17 protein-coding genes are annotated in these 17723 nt (G+C 62.6%); 7 read left to right on the forward strand and 10 right to left on the reverse strand.

The features are described from left to right. Nucleotide 1 precedes the first annotated feature (1 nt). The 4 genes from CXQ81_RS06105 to CXQ81_RS06120 all read right to left on the reverse strand — a co-directional run bounded on the left by CXQ81_RS06105 (nt 2) and on the right by CXQ81_RS06120 (nt 4405). Nucleotides 2–1543 (reverse strand): amino acid ABC transporter permease/ATP-binding protein, encoded by a 1542-nt coding sequence (locus CXQ81_RS06105; RefSeq protein ID WP_101336758.1) that lies wholly within the window; start codon nt 1541–1543, stop codon nt 2–4. Nucleotides 1544–1641: 98 nt separating this feature from the next. Next, nucleotides 1642–2439 (reverse strand): ABC transporter substrate-binding protein, encoded by a 798-nt coding sequence (locus tag CXQ81_RS06110; protein WP_007922149.1) that lies wholly within the window; start codon nt 2437–2439, stop codon nt 1642–1644. 43 nt (nt 2440–2482) lie between these two features. Further along, a complete protein-coding gene (locus CXQ81_RS06115) occupies nt 2483–3541 on the reverse strand; it encodes an isopenicillin N synthase family oxygenase (RefSeq protein ID WP_101336759.1) in 1059 nt (352 codons plus the stop codon). A 12-nt stretch (nt 3542–3553) separates the two neighbouring features. After that, complete coding sequence (locus tag CXQ81_RS06120; protein ID WP_101336760.1) at nt 3554–4405, reverse strand: sugar phosphate isomerase/epimerase; 852 nt, start codon at nt 4403–4405, stop codon at nt 3554–3556. A 322-nt stretch (nt 4406–4727) separates the two neighbouring features. On the opposite strand from CXQ81_RS06120, the gene CXQ81_RS06125 reads away from it, so the two are divergent. From CXQ81_RS06125 to CXQ81_RS06135, 3 genes are read left to right on the forward strand one after another with little or no spacing between them, the layout of a single operon-like run. After that, nucleotides 4728–5306: a YfiR family protein gene (locus CXQ81_RS06125; RefSeq protein ID WP_101336761.1), complete on the forward strand. Its 579-nt coding sequence runs from the start codon at nt 4728–4730 to the stop codon at nt 5304–5306. Next, on the forward strand, nt 5303–6571 hold the full coding sequence (locus CXQ81_RS06130; RefSeq protein WP_053259549.1) for a diguanylate cyclase domain-containing protein: 1269 nt from the start codon (nt 5303–5305) through the stop codon (nt 6569–6571). Before CXQ81_RS06125 ends, CXQ81_RS06130 begins: the two co-directional genes overlap by 4 nt. A 4-nt stretch (nt 6572–6575) precedes the next feature. Then, nucleotides 6576–7079 (forward strand): OmpA family protein, encoded by a 504-nt coding sequence (locus CXQ81_RS06135; protein WP_101336762.1) that lies wholly within the window; start codon nt 6576–6578, stop codon nt 7077–7079. A gap of 176 nt (nt 7080–7255) precedes the next feature. Here the strand turns inward: CXQ81_RS06135 and CXQ81_RS06140 are convergent, their stop codons facing one another. The 3 genes from CXQ81_RS06140 to CXQ81_RS06150 form a co-directional block, all read right to left on the reverse strand. Further along, on the reverse strand, nt 7256–7537 hold the full coding sequence (locus CXQ81_RS06140; RefSeq protein WP_223815824.1) for a hypothetical protein: 282 nt from the start codon (nt 7535–7537) through the stop codon (nt 7256–7258). Nucleotides 7538–7655: 118 nt separating this feature from the next. After that, nucleotides 7656–8810, reverse strand: coding sequence for a polymorphic toxin type 44 domain-containing protein (locus CXQ81_RS06145; RefSeq protein ID WP_101336763.1), 1155 nt, complete (start codon nt 8808–8810; stop codon nt 7656–7658). A gap of 181 nt (nt 8811–8991) precedes the next feature. Continuing rightward, complete coding sequence (locus tag CXQ81_RS06150; RefSeq protein WP_097140225.1) at nt 8992–9942, reverse strand: LysR family transcriptional regulator; 951 nt, start codon at nt 9940–9942, stop codon at nt 8992–8994. A 153-nt stretch (nt 9943–10095) separates the two neighbouring features. Between CXQ81_RS06150 and CXQ81_RS06155 the strand changes: the two genes are divergently transcribed. After that, the gene (locus CXQ81_RS06155) at nt 10096–11622 is read left to right on the forward strand and encodes a CoA-acylating methylmalonate-semialdehyde dehydrogenase (RefSeq protein WP_007922163.1); all 1527 of its coding nucleotides are present in this window, start codon (nt 10096–10098) and stop codon (nt 11620–11622) included. Between the two features lie 11 nt (nt 11623–11633). Further along, nucleotides 11634–12521: a 3-hydroxyisobutyrate dehydrogenase gene (mmsB, locus tag CXQ81_RS06160; RefSeq protein WP_101336764.1), complete on the forward strand. Its 888-nt coding sequence runs from the start codon at nt 11634–11636 to the stop codon at nt 12519–12521. A gap of 256 nt (nt 12522–12777) precedes the next feature. On the opposite strand, the gene CXQ81_RS06165 is transcribed toward mmsB, so the two are convergent. Next, complete coding sequence (locus CXQ81_RS06165) at nt 12778–13128, reverse strand: cupin domain-containing protein (RefSeq protein ID WP_007922165.1); 351 nt, start codon at nt 13126–13128, stop codon at nt 12778–12780. A 266-nt stretch (nt 13129–13394) separates the two neighbouring features. Between CXQ81_RS06165 and kynB the strand changes: the two genes are divergently transcribed. Both kynB and kynA read left to right on the forward strand, forming a co-directional pair. Continuing rightward, nucleotides 13395–14036, forward strand: a complete 642-nt coding sequence (kynB, locus tag CXQ81_RS06170) for an arylformamidase (protein ID WP_037033901.1) — start codon at nt 13395–13397, stop codon at nt 14034–14036. 107 nt (nt 14037–14143) lie between these two features. Next, nucleotides 14144–14998: a tryptophan 2,3-dioxygenase gene (gene kynA / locus CXQ81_RS06175; protein WP_101336765.1), complete on the forward strand. Its 855-nt coding sequence runs from the start codon at nt 14144–14146 to the stop codon at nt 14996–14998. Nucleotides 14999–15223: 225 nt separating this feature from the next. On the opposite strand, the gene CXQ81_RS06180 is transcribed toward kynA, so the two are convergent. Together CXQ81_RS06180 and antC are read right to left on the reverse strand one after the other, a co-directional pair. Then, nucleotides 15224–16621 (reverse strand): amino acid permease, encoded by a 1398-nt coding sequence (locus tag CXQ81_RS06180; protein ID WP_101336766.1) that lies wholly within the window; start codon nt 16619–16621, stop codon nt 15224–15226. Nucleotides 16622–16694: 73 nt separating this feature from the next. Next, on the reverse strand, nt 16695–17714 hold the full coding sequence (gene antC, locus CXQ81_RS06185; RefSeq protein WP_101336767.1) for an anthranilate 1,2-dioxygenase electron transfer component AntC: 1020 nt from the start codon (nt 17712–17714) through the stop codon (nt 16695–16697). Between the last annotated feature and the right edge of the window lie 9 nt (nt 17715–17723).

A 17723-nucleotide genomic window follows, 5' to 3' on the forward strand; every position in this document is an offset into this window, starting at 1 on the left:
ATCAGAGCGCCGCTGCCAGTGCCGTCGCGCTTGGCTGCTCCAGCCCCATGAAGCGTCTGACCCGTTCCCCCGCCGCTTCTTCGCGGATCGCTTGCGGGCTGGCGTCCAGCTGGATATTGCCGCCCTCCATGAAGATCACCCGATCGGAAATCGACAGGGCAAAGTCCATCTCGTGGGTGACGATCAACATGGTCATGCCCTCTCGGGCCAGGTCGCGAATCACGTTCAACACATCGCCCACCAGCTCGGGATCGAGGGCCGAAGTCGGCTCGTCGAAAAGCATGATCTGCGGCTCCATCGCCAGGGCCCGGGCAATCGCCACGCGCTGCTGCTGGCCGCCGGACAACTGGTGCGGGTACTTGTGGGCGTGGGCCAGCAGGCCGACCTTGTCCAGCAAGGCGTAGGCCTGCTGCTCGCTCAAGGCCTTGCTGCTGCCGTGGTAACGCGGCGCCAGGCAGATGTTGTCGAGAATGCAGCGATGGGGGAACAGGTTGAAGTTCTGGAAGACCATGCCGATGTGCCGCACGCCCTCGCGCACCTGCGGGCTGTTGAGGTTGTCGCCGGCGCTGATGAAGCTGTTGCCGAACAGCACGATCTCGCCCTGGTCGATGCGCTCCAGGCCGTTGATGGTGCGGATCAGCGAGGTCTTGCCCGAGCCGGACGGACCGATGATGGAAATCACCTGGCCACTGACGACGTTCAGGTCGACGCCCTTGAGCACCTGATGATCGCCGTAGCGCTTGTGGATGTTTTGCAGTTGCAGGGCTGGGGCGCTGCCGGCTACCGGTCGTGGGCGAGGGCGGCTGTGCTGCGGTTGTGCCTGTTGCCGGAGCCGCTCGGTGCCGGCGTCATCCAGGGTTTGCGGGGTGCGCAGGTTCAGGTCCAGGTGGCGCTCCAGGCGCTGCAGCAGCCAGGCGAACAGGGTGACGATCAGCACGTAGTACACCGCCACCGCGGCCAGGGTCTCCATCACCAGGAAGTTCTGCGCATACAGGCGCTGGCCGACGGTGAGCAGTTCGGTCAGGGAGATCACCGAGATCAGCGAAGTCAGCTTGACCACGGTGATGTACTCGTTGATCAGGGTCGGCAGGGAAATGCGGAAGGCCTGGGGGATGACGATCAGCCGTTGCAGACCGATCAGGCCGATGCCCAGCGCGCGGCCGGCTTCCTTCTGCCCCTTGGCCACCGAGATCAGCCCGCCGCGATGGATTTCCGCCATGTACGCCGCTTCGGTCACCACCAGGGCGAGCAGCCCCGAGTAGAAGGGGTTGGACAGCACCGAACCGGTGGCCGGAAACAGCTGGGGCAGGTTGTAGACGAAGACCACCAGCACCAGCAGCGGAATGCTGCGAAAGAACCAGATGTACAGCGCTGCCGGGGTTCTGATCCAGGCGGCCGTGGAGAGTTTGGCCGAGGCCAGGAGAAAGCCCAGCAGCATGCCGATGAACCAGGCCAGCGCGCTGAGCTGGACCACGGTGACGCAGGCGTGCCAGAAGCTGGGCAGGGAGAACAGGGAGATGAAGTAGGACCAGTCGAATTGCATAAACACCTCGGGCGGCTTCGGATCGCAGGCATCAGGACGGGCGCTGCGCGCTCGATCGGGGGCCGGTCACGGGCGCATCCCTGCGCCGCAGTGGCTTGTCAGTCAGTCACCGGTTCCAGGTTGTATTTGCCGAGGATCGCGGCGTACTCACCGTTCTTGCGGCTCTCGGCGAAGGCTTCCTGCAGCGCCTTGTAGGTGGCGTCGTTGCCTTTCTTGACGAAGATGCCGAGGGTTTGCTGATAGATCAGGTGCTGGCTGGTGACCACCACCCGACCCTGGGTGCGTTCGGCGATCATCTTCGCCGCGCCGGCGATTTCCACCTGGGCCTGGATGTTCTTCGACAGCAGGGCCTGGGTCACCTCAGGTGCCGAGGGGTATTCGCTGACACTGATCGCGCCCTTGTTGTTCGGCACGCAGTAGTCGCTGGAGAGCTTCTGCAACTGGCTGACCCAGGTGGTGCCCTGCTCCAGCCCGACCTTCAGGCCGCACAGGTCTTCAGGGGTTTGCGGATTCAGGCCGCTGTCCTTGGACGTCATGATCGCCGCGCCGGTTTTCGCATAGGCGATGGTCATGGCCTGGGTCTGCCGTTCCGGGGTGATGTACATGCCGGAAATGATCGCGTCGTAGCGACCGGCGTTGAGCCCGAGGATCAGGCTGGGAAACTTGGTGTCGACGAACTCGGCCTTGGCGTTCAGGTGCCTGGCCAGGGCGTGGGCCAGTTCCGGGTCGGAGCCGACCACGTTCTTCTCGCTGTCATAGGACTCGAACGGTGGGTAGGTGATTTCCATGCCGATCTTCAGCTGTCCGGGTGTCGCGGTCGAGGCCAGGCCGGCGGTGGCGCACAACAGGCCGGCGGTGAGCAGGGTCAGGCGAGCAACGTTGTTTTTGTTAAGCATCGTGGGTCTCTCCAGGGGATGGAAGCAAAGGGCAAAAGGGTGGTCAGGACGCTTGCGACTGGTGTTTCAGGTGGCCGAAGCTCGAAGGCTTGCGGGCCTTTTCCGGCAGGAGGATCTCGCCGTTCTCCACGCGCTTGCGCAGGTACTGGTAGGTCTGCAGGGCCTGGCCATACATGTGCTCGCCGATGGTGATCTGCTCGTAGTCGTCCGAGGCCTTGGCGAACTGCGGCAAAGGCTTGATCTGGGTATGGAAGTCGCAGGCGTAGAACAGCGGGAACGAGTAGCGCTCCTCGCTGACGCTGCGCACCCGGTGGGCGGTGGCGACAAAGGCGCCGGCGGTCATCACCTCCAGCATGTCGCCGATGTTCACCACGAAGGCGTCGGCAATGGGCGGGGCGTCGATCCACTGGCCCAGGTTGTTCATCACCTCCAGGCCCGGCTTGTCGGCCAGCAGGATGGTGAAGCACTCGTAGTCGGTGTGGGCGCCGATGCCTGGCGCATCCTGGGCCGCGTCGTCGAACGGGTAGTGGATCAGGCGCAGCTTGGAAGGCGGGCGGGTGACCAGGGCGTCGAAATAGTTTTCCTCCAGGCCCAGGGCCAGGGCGAACCCGCCGAACAGGCGCCTGCCGAGGGCGAAGACGGCCGCGTAATAGGCTTGCACCGCCTTCTTGAAGCCGGGCAGTTCTGGCCACTCGTTCGGCCCCAGCAGCGGCGTGTTGGCCAGGACCAGGGGATCGTCGGCCGCGACTTCGAAACCGATGTCGAAGGCTTCCTTGTGATCCGGCTTGCCCTTGGAATACACCTCCTCGCCCTCGGGGACGAAACCCTTGTGGCTTTTCGAGGTGCCGATGTAGTGCTGCATCTTGCTGTCCTGGGGCTGGGCGAAATAGTCCCTGGCGGCCTGGCGCAGGCCGGCGATCAACTGCGGGTCGATGCCATGGCTGGTGATGTAGAGAAAGCCCACTTCGCTGGCGGCCGCTCCCAACTGCTCGGCGACGGCCAGTCGGTGCTCCAGCTCGATGCTGAACAGGCCGGCGATGTCCACCACCGGAATGTGCTTGAAGTTGGCCTTGGCCGGGGTGTTATCGATCTTCTCGGGCATGACGCAAGAACCTCACGGACGGGTTGAGTGGGTGAAGCGGTCGAAGTGTTCGCGCTCGGTCCTGGCCATCCACTGGTTCAGCGACCAGAGGTCGGCCACCGGCACGTTGGTGAAGGGCAGGTGATGCAGGTAGCCGTCGGCGCCGAACTCCGGGGTCAGGGTGCTGACCTGATAGCCACGGGCCTTTTGCGAATGCCAGACGGCTTCCCAGTGCTGCTGGTGGAACGCCAGTTCACGGGCATATTCCGGGGCGGCGGGGTGCGGGACTTGCGGCCCCTGGTCATAGCCGACCCGGGCCTGGATATGGTGAACGCGCTCGACGAAGGCGCTCAGGTCATCGAAGGGGTCATCCAGCAGGCGTTCGCAGGTGACGACCCAGTGGCTGATATCGCTGGTGAACCGCAGGTCGGGCAATTGCCGGATCAGCTCCAGGGTGACCCAGGGATTGAACAGCGAACGGGCTCGGTGAGTCTCGAAGCTGCAGAACTGGCCATGCTTGCGCGCCAGCTCCATGGCCTGGCCGAAGAACTCCACTTGCTGGGCCAGGGGCCAGCGGTCGTTGCCGGCCAGCAGATTGACGAAGCGCGGCGCCAGTTCGGCGGCCCAGGCGAGCTTGCGCTCCAGGTCCAGCAGGTGTTCCTGGAACGCGGCCGACTGTTTTGGCAGGACGTCGTAGGCGGTGAAAACCGTGCAGATGTAGGCGAGGCGATTGTCCCGCAGGAAAGTGCCGAATTCGCCGCGTTCGCGGGCTTGCAAAGGCAGGCGGGCTTCCATACCGTCGAAGCCGGCGGCCAGCAGCTCGTCGAGGGCCTGGGCTGGGCTGGCGGTATAGCCCCAGAGTGTGCGGAATATTTCCAGTTGCATCGGCTAACCTCAAAGATGTCCTGGGCTACTCATGGCACCGCAAAGGCACTGGGCCGAAGCGGCGATACTGGGCAGTAGCAAAAGACATTCCTTGAGCCGGGTCTCTGCGGATCCGGTCTCACCGAGGGCGGTCTGGACGGCTCGCTCTCTGGCGCCGATCTTAAGCAGGCGATGCAGGCATGAAGAATAGGAAGGCTCAAATCGTTACTTCATTTTTTTCTAAACCAATAGCCTGCTACCCATACCTGGGAACCTCGCGGCGGTTTCACCGGCTGTGCTATCGTTGCGGCATCATTGTATGAAGATCAAAGAGAATCCCTGCATGAACGTGGCTGTCTCGGCGACAGAGCGCTTTTCGGGTTGGAGGCAGGTACTGCTGTCCGCCCTGGTCTGTCTGCTGAGCACTTTTGCCGTCGCGCAACCCGAGCCTGCTGCTGTCAGCCTGGCAGACCAGCGCGCCAAGGCGGTGACTCAAGTGGTGCTGGGGATTCTCAGTTATGCGCGCTGGCCGGTGGAGCCGGCGCAATTGCGTCTGTGCGTGGTGGGGCCGACCGAATACACCGACGACCTGGTCAAGGGCACGACCCAGGCCACGGGCCGCCCGGTTCTGGTGCGGCGCTTGCTGGCCGACAACCCGGCCATCGTCAGCGAGTGCGATGCGGTGTACATCGGCAAGCTGACCGACGACCAGCGCGCCCGCCTGTTCACTTCCCTGGTCGGTCATCCGGTATTGAGCATCAGCGAGGGCGGCGACCAGTGCACGGTCGGTAGCCTGTTCTGCCTGCGCGTCAGTGACAATCAGGTGTCATTCGAGGTCAACCTGGATTCGGTGGCCCGCAGTGGCGTGCGGATTCATCCAAGCGTGCTGCAACTCTCCCGTCGTCGACCGGCGGCGCCATGAGCTTCTTCAAATCTCCTGCTCGCCCTACATTGCGTTCGGTCATTGGCCGCGGGCATCTGATTGTCGCCCTGCTGGCCATTTCCATGGCCAGCCTGTCCCTGACATTGCTCGGGGTGCTGGCGTTGCGGGTGTATGCCGATCACAACCTGCATCTGATCGCGCGTTCGATCAATTACACGGTCGAAGCGGCGGTGGTGTTCAACGACAGCGCCGCGGCGACCGAAGCCCTGGCCCTGATTGCCTCCACCGAAGAGGTGGCCGATGCCCAGGTACTCGATGCCCGGGGGCGCGTGCTGGCCCATTGGGAGCGGCCGGAAATCGGTTTGCTGACCGATCTGGAAATGCAGATCGCCCGGGCCTTTCTCGAAAAGCCCATCACCGTGCCGATCATGCATCAGGGCCAGGAAATCGGCAGCATCGCCCTGACCGGGCACGGCGGCAGCCTGCTGCGCTTCCTGCTCAGTGGGCTGGTGGGGATTGTCCTGTGTATCGCGGTGAGCGCCTGGGTGGCGCTGTACCTGGCGCGCCGGCAGTTGCGCGGCATTACCGGGCCGCTGCGCAGCCTGGCCGATGTGGCCCATGCCGCGCGCCGCGAGCGGGCATTCGACGTCCGGGTGCCGCCGGCGGAAATTGCCGAACTGGACAACCTGGGCAACGACTTCAATGCCCTGCTCGATGAGCTGGAAGCCTGGCAAACCCACTTGCAGAGCGAAAACGAAACCCTGGCCCACCAGGCCAGCCATGACAGCCTGACCGGGTTGCCGAACCGGGCGTTTTTCGAGGGCCGGCTGATCCGCGCGCTGCGCAGCGCCAGCAAGCTCAACGAACGGGTGGCGGTGCTGTTTCTCGACAGTGACCGTTTCAAGGGCATCAACGACAACTTCGGTCACGCCGCCGGCGACGCGGTGCTGATGGCGGTGGCGTCGCGGGTGCGCGCGCAGTTGCGCGAGGAAGACCTGGTGGCGCGCCTGGGGGGCGACGAGTTCGCCATTCTGCTGACCCCGCTGCACCGCATCGAGGATGCCGAGCGTATCGCCGAAAAAATCATCGCCAGCATGGAGATGCCGATTGCCTTGCCGGGCAGTACTTCGGTACTGACTTCACTCAGCATCGGTATTGCCGTCTACCCTGATCATGGCACCACCCCGGGAGCTCTGCTCAATGCCGCCGATGCGGCGATGTATCAGGCCAAGCGTGTCTCTCGAGGCGGGCAACACACCGCGGGGTCGGAGCCCCCCGTCGTTCACGTTCAATCCAGGAGCTAATTCTTTGTTTTCACTGACTCGACCTTGCTTGCGACTTTTCACCACCGGCCTGTTGCTGGCGCTGCTTTCATTGACCGGTTGCCAGAGCGTACCGCCCAAGGGGCTGACCCCGCAGCAAGTAGCGGTGCTCAAGCAGGAGGGCTTTGAGCTGACGGACGAGGGCTGGGCCTTCGGCCTGTCCGGCAAGGTGCTGTTCGGCAGCGACATCGATAGGTTGAATGCTGCGAGCACCGGCATCGTTGAGCATATCGGCAAGGCGCTGGTCAGCGTGCACATCGACAAGGTCCGGGTCGATGGCCACACCGATGGCTCCGGCAGGGAAAGCTACAACCAGCAACTGTCCCTGCGCCGGGCGAAAAGCGTGAGCAAGGTACTGGTGGCCACGGGCATGCGCGAAGAAAACATCCAGCTGCGCGGCCTGGGCAGCAGCGAGCCGGTGGCCTCCAACAGCACGGTGGCCGGACGCACCGAAAACCGTCGCGTCTCGATCGTGGTCATTGCCGACTGATGGGCGAAGACCATCACCGGGTCTGTCTTGCCAGCAGGCCCTGATTCTTCCTTCACACTGCGGATCCCACAGCAGGGTGATCCGCTAGGTCTTCGCGATAGCAGGACCAGGCTGTGCCGAGTGGATCTTGCAGTGGTGCTGGCAGGGTGAGTTCATAGTGGTGATGCTTGGAGTTCTTAAGGATCAGCAGGGTCCGTAGTGCACTTCTTCAAGCGATCCGTATCCGTGCCGCTCTCTGGGCTGGTATCAATATTGCCATTTAGGTCGAGGTAAATATCCGTTCTTCGCCATTTAGGGGTGATATTGACGCAATGATTACGGCCCGTATCACTCCACCAATAGAACTCCATGAAGAACCCTGCATCTGGAAAAATGTGACCAAAATCAGATGTCGCCTCGCCTGGAAATAGGCCCCCGCGTCCACTCCGATAAATTCGGTGTTCGGTATTCCAGGTCATAGAAAGCTTCTCTTTTCCCTCCTTGGAGTAGTGAACCGTGACCACTGGGGTCGCTACCCTCCAAAACACAAAGGGGAACAGCAGTAGCAGAAAGAGAATGCCCAAAATGTACCTGTATTTAATGGGCCTTACATTTGTGGACACGGATACCTTCCCCCCATTCCTTCGGTTGTACTGCAAGAACTTCGTCCATGATCATCTTTGCCGTTATGCCTCCGTTGGGGCGTTGTCGATAGAGTTTCACGCCGATACTAATGGATATTCGGTCAGGTGCATCATCCCAGGCCCTCATGCCCTCGATATCAGCAGAGCGATGCGGACCGGGTCGTTCCCATTCTGCTTTAGGTTTTTCAAAAGTCTCTTCAACCTTCCGAGCAGCGTCCGACCCTATCTGCTCTATACCTGCGCCGTCCAAGAGGACGCTTTCAGAGAGTCCACCAGCCAGTCCAACATAGCCATAGTGGATGTTCGACCAGATGTCATAGAAGTAGTCGTAGCCCCCTTGTTTGTTCCAAACATCCTTGAACATCGCTTGCAGCTTCGGCTTGTGGTCCCAGGGCCGGCCCTGGCCGACTCGCTCTGTCCAGATAGCCAAAGCCTTCGCTCTCTTCCCCAGCGCTAAGCTGTAGAAGTCAGGGCTTTGACCAAGACGAAGATAGAAAGGAAGTTCCTTATACTTCTTCATTTCAGCTGTTGGGCTAAAGCTGTTGAGGTCTTTCATTTGTCGCACAGACGGGCTGTTGATATTGGTATTCATCTCGCCCGCAATGTAGCTCGCCAGTTCTTCCATCTGGTCTGGGTCATTACAGACCTTTTCTTCTGGCTTCTCTCCAGGCGCCTTAGAGGCCTCATTGGGATCAACCAAGGCATTTGCAGCGCTAGCCTTCTCCATCAGCTTCGGGTCAGCCAACAAGGTTGCCATCTTTTCATCGTCTACCGAGCCGTCTGGGCGGAACACGCCGAGGGCTGCGAAGTTAATGATTACCGCGTCAGGAGTGGGTTCAAAGACAAAGCCGCCGAAGGTGTTACCCGAGCCCGTGATAATGGTCCCGCCGTGGCTGGTGGGGCTCCCTAAGTGGGCCATAGGACGACCATTCAGGATAATCGATGGAAACCCCGTGGTGATGACCGCGCCACAGCCGCAAGTGTCACCGACTCGGGCTGCTCCCATGAAGTTGATGTTGATGTCACCAGAAGCGCAAGCAATAGGTGTCGTGCCGTGACCGGGAAGAGGGCAGAGGTGTTTGTCGCCCAGGCGAGCAGAAGAAAGCATTTATCGTCCTTGCATTAGCTGATCCGCGAGGCTCTTTGTCGAGCTTCGCGAACCTAGCAAGTAGCGATGGCTAAGGCTTTAGGACGATTCTGAACTTGGATGGAGAGTCTGTCGGGCTCCGGCAATTACGATCAATCCCTGCCACAAAGCCTTGGCAGGGCCTGCTGATCTTTCTGCAGGACTATGAGTCGGCAAACACCATCTCCCGGCTCTGCCCCATCAGCAGGCCCTGATTCTGTTCGGTCACGCTGCGGATGTAATCCCACAACAGGGTGATCCGCTTGAGCTTGCGCAGGTCCTCGCGGCAGTACATCCAGAACTGCCGGGTGATGTCTATTTCCTCCGGCAGCACTGGCAGCAGGCGCGGGTCCTGGGCTGCCAGGAAGCACGGCAGGATCGCCAGCGAGCGTCCTTGCTGGGCCGCCACGTATTGGGCGATGACGCTGGTGCTGCGCAGGTTGGCGCTGGCGCCGGGCAGCACGTTGGCCAGGTACAAGAGCTCCGAGCTGAACGCCAGGTCGTCCACGTAGCTGATGAATTGATGCTCGCTCAAGTCCGCCGGGCGGCGGATCGGTGGGTGCTGGTCGAGGTATTCCTGGGTCGCATAGAGCCGCAGACGGTAGTCGCAGAGCTTGCAGCAGACGTAGGGGCCATGCTCCGGGCGTTCCAGGGCGATGACGATATCGGCCTCGCGCTTGGACAGGCTGATGAAGTGCGGCAGCGGCAGGATATCCACCGAGATCGCCGGGTAGGCGTCGACGAAATGGCTCAGTTGCGGGGTGATGAAAAAGCTGCCGAAACCTTCGGTACAGCCCATGCGCACATGCCCGGACAGGGCCACGCCCGAGCCCGAGACCTGTTCGCAGGCCATGTGCAGAGTGCTTTCGATCGACTCGGCATAACCCAGCAGGCGCTGGCCCTCGGCGGTCAGGACAAAGCCATTGGTCCGGGACTTTTCGAACAGCAGGGTGCCCAGCGCGCCCTCCAGCGAACCGATGCGCCGCGACACCGTGGTGTAGTCCACCGCCAGGCGCTTGGCCGCGCTGCTGGCCTTGCGGGTGCGCGCCACTTCGAGGAAAAACTTCAGGTCGTCCCAGTTCAGCGAGCCGAGGGAGGTGATGTTTTTTTGCATGATGGACCGGCTTTTATGTGCGTTCTTATTAGAAGTTTGCACATCTATACTCCAAAAACAGTCCGACAACCAACTCGCGACGCACGCCTCATTTCAAGGCGGTCCCACGCCTTGGCTCCCTGCATAAGAACCTCAAGAAGTCAGGAGACCCGTATGAACGCATCCCTCAAGTCCGACGGCACTACCTTGCAGCAGGTCAAGCTGCTGATCGACGGCCAGTGGGTCGAATCCCAGACCCGCGAGTGGCACGACATCACCAACCCGGCCACCCAACAGGTGCTGGCCAAGGTACCTTTCGCCACGGCGGATGAAGTCGACGCCGCCATCGAAGCCGCGCATCGCGCCTTCCAGACCTGGAAACTGACCCCGATCGGCGCGCGGATGCGCATCATGCTCAAGCTGCAGGCGCTGATCCGCGAACACTCCAAGCGCATTGCCCAGGTGCTCAGCGCCGAACAGGGCAAGACCATCGCCGATGCCGAAGGCGACATCTTCCGCGGTCTGGAAGTGGTCGAGCATGCCTGTTCGATCGGCAGCCTGCAGATGGGCGAGTTCGCCGAGAACGTCGCCGGTGGCGTCGATACCTACACCCTGCGCCAGCCGATCGGTGTCTGCGCCGGGATCACCCCGTTCAACTTCCCGGCGATGATTCCGCTGTGGATGTTCCCGATGGCCATCGCCTGCGGCAACACCTTCGTCCTCAAACCTTCGGAACAGGACCCGCTGTCGACCATGCTGCTGGTGGAGCTGGCGCTGGAAGCCGGGGTTCCGCCTGGCGTGCTCAACGTGGTGCATGGCGGCAAGGACGTGGTGGACAAGCTGTGCACCCACCCACACATCAAGGCGGTGTCGTTCGTCGGCTCCACCGCGGTGGGCACCCACGTCTATGACCTGGCGGGCAAACACGGCAAGCGCGTGCAGTCGATGATGGGCGCGAAGAACCATGCGGTGGTGCTGCCCGACGCCAACCGCGAACAGGCGCTCAATGCCCTGGTCGGTGCCGGGTTCGGCGCGGCCGGCCAGCGTTGCATGGCCACCTCGGTGGTGGTCCTGGTGGGCGCGGCGAAACAATGGCTGCCGGACCTCAAGGCGCTGGCGCAGAAACTCAAGGTGAATGCCGGCAGCGAGCCGGGCACCGATGTCGGGCCGCTGATTTCCAAGCGCGCCAAGGAGCGTGTGCTGAGCCTGATCGAAAGCGGCATCAAGGAAGGCGCCAAGCTGGAGCTGGACGGTCGCGACGTCAAGGTGCCAGGTTTCGAGCAGGGCAACTTCGTCGGCCCGACCCTGTTCTCCGGGGTGACCACTGACATGCAGATCTACACCCAGGAAATCTTCGGCCCGGTGCTGGTGGTGCTGGAAGTGGACACCCTCGACCAGGCCATCGCCCTGGTCAACAGCAACCCCTTCGGCAACGGCACCGGCCTGTTCACCCAGAGCGGCGCGGCGGCCCGCAAGTTCCAGACCGAAATCGATGTCGGCCAGGTCGGGATCAACATCCCGATTCCGGTGCCTGTACCGTTCTTCAGCTTCACCGGTTCCCGTGGTTCCAAACTGGGCGATCTGGGGCCCTATGGCAAACAAGTGGTGCAGTTCTATACCCAGACCAAGACCGTCACCAGTCGCTGGTTCGACGATGACAGCGTCAACGATGGCGTGAACACCACCATCCATTTGCGTTGAGGAGTCCGCTCATGAAAATCGCATTCATCGGTCTGGGCAACATGGGCGCACCCATGGCGCGCAACCTGCTCAAGGCCGGGCATCAGTTGAACCTGTTCGACCTGAACCAGGCCGTGCTCAAGGAACTGGCCGAACTGGGTGGCAGCATCAGTACCTCGCCGCGCGCCGCCGCCGCAGACAGCGAGCTGGTGATCACCATGCTGCCGGCCGCGCCCCATGTGCGCAGCGTCTGGCTGGGTGACGACGGAGTGCTGGCCGGTATCGCCCGTGGCACGCCGGCGGTGGATTGCAGCACCATCGACCCGCAGACCGCCCGCGACGTGGCCGCGGCGGCTGCCAAGCAAGGCGTGGCCGTGGCCGATGCGCCGGTATCCGGCGGTACCGGCGGCGCGGCGGCGGGCACCCTGACCTTCATGGTCGGCGCCAGCGCCGAACTGTTCGCCACCCTGCAGCCGGTGCTGGCGCAGATGGGCCGCAATATCGTGCACTGCGGTGAAGTGGGCACCGGGCAGATCGCCAAGATCTGCAACAACCTGCTGCTGGGCATTTCGATGATCGGTGTCAGCGAGGCCATGGCCCTGGGTGATGCCCTGGGGATCGACACCAAGGTGCTGGCGGGCATCATCAACAGCTCCACCGGGCGTTGCTGGAGTTCCGACACCTACAACCCCTGGCCCGGCGTGATCGAAACCGCGCCGGCCGCCCGCGGCTACACCGGCGGCTTCGGCGCCGAGCTGATGCTCAAGGACCTGGGCCTGGCCACCGAGGCCGCCCGCCAGGCGCACCAGCCCGTGGTGCTGGGCGCCGTGGCGCAGCAGCTGTACCAGGCCATGAGCCAGCGCGGGGAAGGGGGCATGGACTTCTCGGCTATCGTCAACAGCTATCGCAAGCCGAGCTAGGCACTGCAAAGCCTGCGCTCTTTAAAGAGCGCAGGTTTCGCCAACCGCTGTGAACGCTGCAAACTTTCCGGGACTCACGTCGGGTGGGCTCCCGGTTTTTTGTTTGCGGCGTCGGAGTATCAGCCGCAGAAATAACTCGTAGGAGCAAGGCTTGCCCGCGATGCAGGCAATGCGCTGCGTCTGACATACCGCTATCGCGAGCAAGGACTAGGCGTCCCCCTACTCCTACAGAGGCAGAGTGATGTGGCGCGGTGGATCAGGCGAACACGAAATACTTGCGCACGGTCTCGACCACTTCCCAGGTGCCTTTCATCCCCGGCTCGACCACGAAGATATCGCCGGCGCGCAGGTGGATCGGGTCCATGCCGTCCGGGGTGATCACGCAGTAGCCTTCCTGGAAATGGCAGTACTCCCATTTCACATAGTCCACGCGCCATTTGCCGGGCGTGCAGATCCAGGTGCCCATGATCTTGCTGCCGTCTTCGCTGGTGTAGGCGTTGAGGTTGACGGTGTGCGGGTCGCCTTCGAGTTTTTCCCATTTGCAGGCATCGAGCACCGGCAGCGGGTGAGTGTCGCGCAGAACGGTGATGGGGGCAGTCGCGGTCATGAGGACTCCGGGGTGTTGGCTGAGAACTGAAGTCGCACCCTATAGCGCCCGGCGCCCGGTCAGTTGTCTGTACTCGACATCGGGGTGCCCAGAAACGCAGTACCCGCCCGTGAAGTGTTGCCGCGGTTTGCATTGAAATTTCCGAGCGTGAATCAGTGATTTCCTGGCAGTTCATGCGAAAGATTTCGCGGTCGCTGGAGCATTTCGCAAGAATCTTCACGGGCATCGCTCGTATGATTCAGGTCGAAATGGCCGAGAGCAACGCTATGAGCACAACCCCAAGCTGGTGGGACATCAGCCCGCCCCTGAGTACCGCGACCCCGACCTGGCCCGGCGATACGCCATTCCAGGAAGAGCGGGTCTGGCAATACGGGCCCGAGTGCCCGGTGAACGTCGGGCGCATCACCCTGTCGCCGCACACCGGTGCCCATGTCGATGCGCCGCTGCACTACAGCGCCGATGGCGCGCCGATCGGCGAGGTGCCGCTGGATGTCTACCTCGGCCCGTGCCGGGTCGTGCATTGCCTGGGTTGTGGCCCGCTGGTCTTGCCCCGGCACCTGGAGGGGCACCTGGACAACCTGCCCGAGCGGGTGCTGTTGCGTACCTATCGACAGGCGCCCTTGAGCACCTGGGACCCGGATTTCAGCGCCGTGGCCAAGGAGACTGTCGAACTGCTGGCCAGCCACGGTGTGCGCCTGATCGGCATCGACACCCCGTCCCTCGACCCGCAGCAATCGAAAACCATGGAGGCCCATAACGCCGTGGCCCGCCATGGCCTGGCGATTCTCGAAGGCATCGTGCTCGACGAGGTGGCCGAAGGCGACTACGAACTGATCGCGCTCCCCCTGCGTTTCGCTCATCTGGATGCGAGCCCGGTGCGCGCCATCCTGCGGCCTTTGCCGCGATAATTCCTACAATAGTATTTACAACAACGAAGCTTCGACCCCGCGCGCCCTCGATCAAGACCGGCGCCGGGTGATCGACCGGCCGCGACCTGACATGAGGAGCCCACGCGATGAGTCAATGTCCCTATTCGAACAACCCGCCGCCCGGCAACTGGCATAACGCCGAGCTGAATTTTTCCGACTCCATGAGCTACGGCGACTACCTGGACCTGGGGCGCATCCTCAATGCCCAGCACCCCTTGTCGCCGGACCACAACGAAATGCTCTTCATCATCCAGCACCAGACTTCGGAGCTGTGGATGAAACTGATGCTGCACGAGCTCAAGGCGGCTCGCGAGCACGTGCATCAGGGGCAGCTGCCACCGGCATTCAAGATGCTGGCGCGGGTGTCGCGGATCTTCGACCAGCTGGTGCACGCCTGGGCGGTGCTGGCGACCATGACCCCGTCCGAGTACAAGTCGATCCGCCCGTACCTGGGGCACTCGTCGGGTTTCCAGTCGTTCCAGTACCGCGAGATCGAGTTCATCCTCGGCAACAAGAGCGCGACCCTGCTGCGCCCCCATGCCCATCGGCCGGAACTGCTCAAGGAACTGGAGCTGGCGATCGCCACGCCGTCGCTGTACGACGAAGCCATCGGCCTGATGGCCAAGGCCGGGCTGGCCATCGACCCCGAGCGCCTGGCCCTGAACAGCCAGGCGCCGACCCAGCATGACCCGTCGGTGGAAGCCGCCTGGCGCGAGGTCTACACCGACCCGTCGCGCTACTGGGACCTGTACCAGTTGGCGGAGAAGTTTATCGACCTGGAAGACTCCTTCCGCCAGTGGCGCTTCCGCCATGTGACCACGGTGGAGCGCATCATCGGCTTCCAGCCCGGCACCGGCGGCACCGAAGGCGTCGGCTATTTGCGCAAGATGCTCGACACCGTATTGTTCCCCGAGCTGTGGCGCGTACGTTCGACGCTGTAAGCGGCAGGCCAACAAAAAGGCCCGGCATTCATCGAATGCCGGGCCTTTTTGTTTATGCCAATCCCTGTAGCCGCTGGCGCAGCCTGCGATCGGCTCCGCAGGAGCCGTAAAACCGGCCACTGCGGTGGGACAGGCTGAACACGGTCGCCTGTTTTACGGCCGCTGCGCGCCCGATCGCAGCCTCGCGGGGCTCGGCAGCGGCTACCGGGGCTGGTGCCGCAGACGTCAGGCCACCGCGCGAGCGCCGGACCTGGCTATCCGCAGGCGGTAGAACACCCAGATCAGCGCAACCCACACCGGGATGGCGTAGACCGACACCCGTATGCCGGGAATCATCAGCATCACGCTGACGATCATCAGCATGAAAGCCAGGCACAGGTAGTTGCTGAACGGAAACCAGAAGGTCTTGAACGACGGCACTATGCCTTGCTGGCCCATGGACTTGCGGAACTTCAGGTGGGTCAGGCTGATCAGCGCCCAGTTGATCATCAGCGAGGCAACGACCAGCGCCATCAGCAGTTCCAGGGCTTCTTGCGGCGCCAGGTAGTTGACCACCACGCAGAGCAGGGTGATCAGCGCCGAGACGCCCAGGGCCAACAATGGCACGCCCTGTTTGTTCAGCTTCATCATCGCCTTGGGCGCGTCGCCCTGTTCGGCCAGGCCGTAGAGCATGCGGCTGTTGCAGTACACGCCGCTGTTGTACACCGACAGCGCCGCGGTCAGGACCACGAAGTTGAGGATGTGCGCGGCGGTGTCGCTGCCGATCAGGGCAAAGATCTGCACGAACGGGCTGCCGCTGTAGGAGTCGCCGGAAGCGTTGAGGGTCTGCAGCAACTGGTCCCAGGGGTACAGCGACAGCAGCACGGTGAGGGCACCGACGTAGAAGATCAGCACCCGGTACACCACCTGGTTGATCGCCTTGGGGATCACTTTGCGTGGCTCGCTGGCCTCGGCGGCGGTGATGCCCACCAGTTCCAGGCCGCCGAAGGAAAACATGATGAAGGCCATGGCCATCAGCAGGCCGGTGCCGCCATTGGGGAAGAACCCGCCGTGGCTCCACAGGTTGCTCACCGCCGCCTGCGGGCCGCCGCTGCCGCTGGCCAGCATGTAGCAGCCCAGGGCAATCATGCCGATGATGGCCACCACCTTGATGATGGCGAACCAGAACTCGGCTTCGCCGAAGAACTTCACGTTCATCATGTTGATCAGGTTGACCAGTACGAAGAACACCGCCGCGCTGACCCAGGACGGGATTTCCGGCCACCAGAACTGCACGTACTTGCCCACGGCCGTGAGTTCGGCCATGCCCACCAGCACGTACAGCACCCAGTAATTCCAGCCGGCGAGAAAGCCGAAGTAACCGCCCCAGTATTTGTGCGCGAAGTGGCTGAAGGACCCGGCCACCGGTTCCTCGACGATCATTTCGCCGAGCTGGCGCATGATCAGGAAGGCGATGAACCCGGCTATCGCATAACCGAGGATCATCGAAGGTCCGGCGGACTTGAGCACGCCGGCGGAGCCCAGGAACAGTCCGGTGCCGATCGCCCCGCCCAGGGCAATCAGCTGAATATGGCGGTTCTTCAAGCCACGCTTGAGTTCGCCGGGTTTCAGGATGTCATCCACTAATCACGCTCTCTTCTCATTGTTATCGGATCTGTCCGTATTCGCGGCCAGATCGCGGCTGACGGCGGACGGATCAGATATTACTCTCGGTGAACTTCTCGTAATACAGCTGAACGCTCTCAAGTTGCTGATCTTGCAACCAGTTCTTGATCGACTCGACCATCGGTGGCGGTCCGCAGACGTACATGTCCACCGGAGCATCGCGCAGTTCGCTGCAATCGAAATGCTCGGCGATATAACCGCGCTTGCCCGGCCAGTCCGCCGTCGGCTCGCTGATCACCGGAGTGTAGCGAAAGCCCGGCAGTTGGCCGGCATAAGCCTCGATACGCGCGGTTTCGCACAGGTCGGCGACGTTGCGCACCCCGTAGTACAGGTGCACCGGCTGGGTACAGCCGTCGGCGACCAGTTGCTCGAGCATGGCCAGCAGCGCCGACAGCCCGGTGCCGCCGGCCACCAGCACCAGCGGCCGGACGATATGGCGCAGGTAGAAGGCGCCCAGCGGCGCCTCCAGCTCGATGCGGTCGCCGACCTGGCAGCGTTCGCGGAGGTAATTGCTCATTGCCCCGTCGGGCAGCAGGCGCAGGAGGAATTGCAGCTGCTGGCTGCCCGAGCGGTTGGCGAACGAGTAGGAGCGTTTGCTCGAGGTGCCGGGGACCGACAGCCGGGCGTATTGCCCCGGCAGGAAGTCCAGCGCCGCCTGACCCTCGTCGAGCTGCAGTTGCAGGATCGCCGTGCTGTCGGAGACCTGGCGCACTGCGCTGACTGTGGCGCCCAGCTGTGCAGGCCCCGCGGCGCTGCACAGGCTGGAATCGAAGTCGAAGTAGAAGGTGGCATCGGACTGCACCCGGGTCTGGCAACTGAGCATCTTGCGCTGCTCCAGGTCGGCGCTGGAGAGCGCTTCCTCGTCCACGTAGTCCTGGCTGTAGTTGCCCGATTCGCAGCGGCCCTGGCAGGTGCCGCAGACGCCCTCGCGGCAGTCGAGGGGGATCTTGATGCCGTTGCGCAGGGCGGCGTCGAGCAGTATTTCGTTGGCGTTTACAGGGAAGAACAGCGTCTTGCCGTCGGCAAAGCTGAACGCGACCTTGTGATTCATGCCCGGTCT

This window comes from Pseudomonas sp. 09C 129, from assembly GCF_002843625.1.
Lineage (GTDB): Bacteria > Pseudomonadota > Gammaproteobacteria > Pseudomonadales > Pseudomonadaceae > Aquipseudomonas > Aquipseudomonas chlororaphis.